The sequence below is a fragment of the Polaromonas sp. genome (assembly GCF_018780625.1).
Lineage (GTDB): Bacteria > Pseudomonadota > Gammaproteobacteria > Burkholderiales > Burkholderiaceae_C > Polaromonas.
The window spans coordinates 37196-38705 of sequence record NZ_JADMJK010000111.1 but is presented as its reverse complement, the minus strand read 5'-3'; the positions used below and the strand labels follow the sequence as shown (position 1 = coordinate 38705).

Genomic DNA, 1510 nt, shown 5'->3' with positions numbered 1-1510 from the left:
TTTGTCTATGAGCAAGCGTTCCCTTGTCGAGCAACCGCAGCAGGCGCTGCTGTCCCCCGGGCTCAAAGAAGCGCCGGTGCTGGACCTGATGTGCTCGCATTTTGTGCTGACGCTGGCGGCGCGCCAGGGCGCCAAGTTCAATGTGCGGCGCGACCTGAACAGCCTGCTGGCGCTGTCGGCGCGCCACCTGGTCTGGCCTTTGCCCGCGCTGCAGCGGCTGCGCGAATTTCTGGGGCGCCGCTGCAGCGGCAATGAATTCTGGCGCGGCCACGAAGACCTGAGCGACGCCGAGTTCATGGCCCGCCACGGCGCATGGCGCGGCCCGTATGAAGAAGGCACGCTGTTTTTCTACCTCGACGAGCACGCCAAGGATCAGCCCAGGGACTTGCTGTCGGTGCTGGCCGCCACCGGCGACTGGCTGGGCCAGGTGCTTAAAAAACAGTCCACGCTGGTTGAAAAAAACATCGACGCCCTGGCCAAGCTGCTGCAGCTCAACCGCGCCGAGCGCGCGCTGCTGCTGTACGGCACGCTGGCGCGTTATCAGCGCGATTTGCGCTCGCTGCTGGTCGAGTTCAAGGTCAGCAACGCGCCCGAGGCCTACGCCGCCATCGCCGAGGTGGCGGGCGTCAAGGCCGTCGAGGTGGCCGAGGCCCTGCGCGCCGGCTCCCGGCTGGAGCGCATCGGCATGGTTGAAAACCTGATTTCCGAGCACAACATCACCGACCTCGCGGATCTGATGAAAGTCAGCGAAAAGCTGCCGCCGGTGCTGATGCGCGCCTACCGCGACCAGGCCGAGCTGATGGCGGTCTTTACCCGGCCGGCCGCGCGTAGCAGCCTGGGGCTGACCGATTTTGCGTTTGTGGAGGAAGATGCCCAGGTGCTGGTGTCGCTGCTGCGCAACGCCGTTGCCAGCAAGGAGCAGGGCGTCAATGTGCTGCTGTACGGCCCGCCCGGCACCGGCAAGACCGAGCTGGCCAAGGTGGTGGCGCAGGCCGCCGGGCTGGACCTGTTTGAAGTCGAGTACGCCGACCGCGACGGCAATTCGCTGAGCGGGCGCGACCGTTACCGTTCCTTGCAGATCGCCCAGGTGTTCCTCAAGAGCAGCACCCATTCGGCGCTGCTTTTTGACGAGGTTGAAGACGTGTTTCCGCCCATTTCCACCGAAGCCGCGCAGCTGATGGCCCGTTCCGAGCAACTGCCCGCATCCGCCCCCCGTTCGGTCAATGGCAAGGCCTGGGTCAACCAGATTCTGGAGTCCAACGCCGTGCCCACGCTGTGGGTGACCAACCGTATCGAGCAGATCGATCCGGCTTTCAGGCGCCGCTTTGCCTACCACCTGGAACTGCGCTCGCCGCCGCCCGGCGCGCGCGAAGGCATTGTCCGAAAAACGCTGGAAGGCGTGCAGGTCAGCGATGCGTTTGTCGCCACGCTGGCGGCCCGCAAAGGCCTGACACCCGCCCAGATCCGCACCGCCGTGCGCTTTGCCCGCCTGGCCAGCGCGCCCGAGGGC

1 protein-coding gene is annotated in these 1510 nt (G+C 66.0%); it reads left to right on the top strand.

The features are described 5' to 3' along the window. Positions 1–7: 7 nt before the first annotated feature. The coding region (locus tag IV091_RS09875) for an ATP-binding protein (RefSeq protein WP_293468180.1) at positions 8–1510 on the top strand (1503 nt) is incomplete at its 3' end.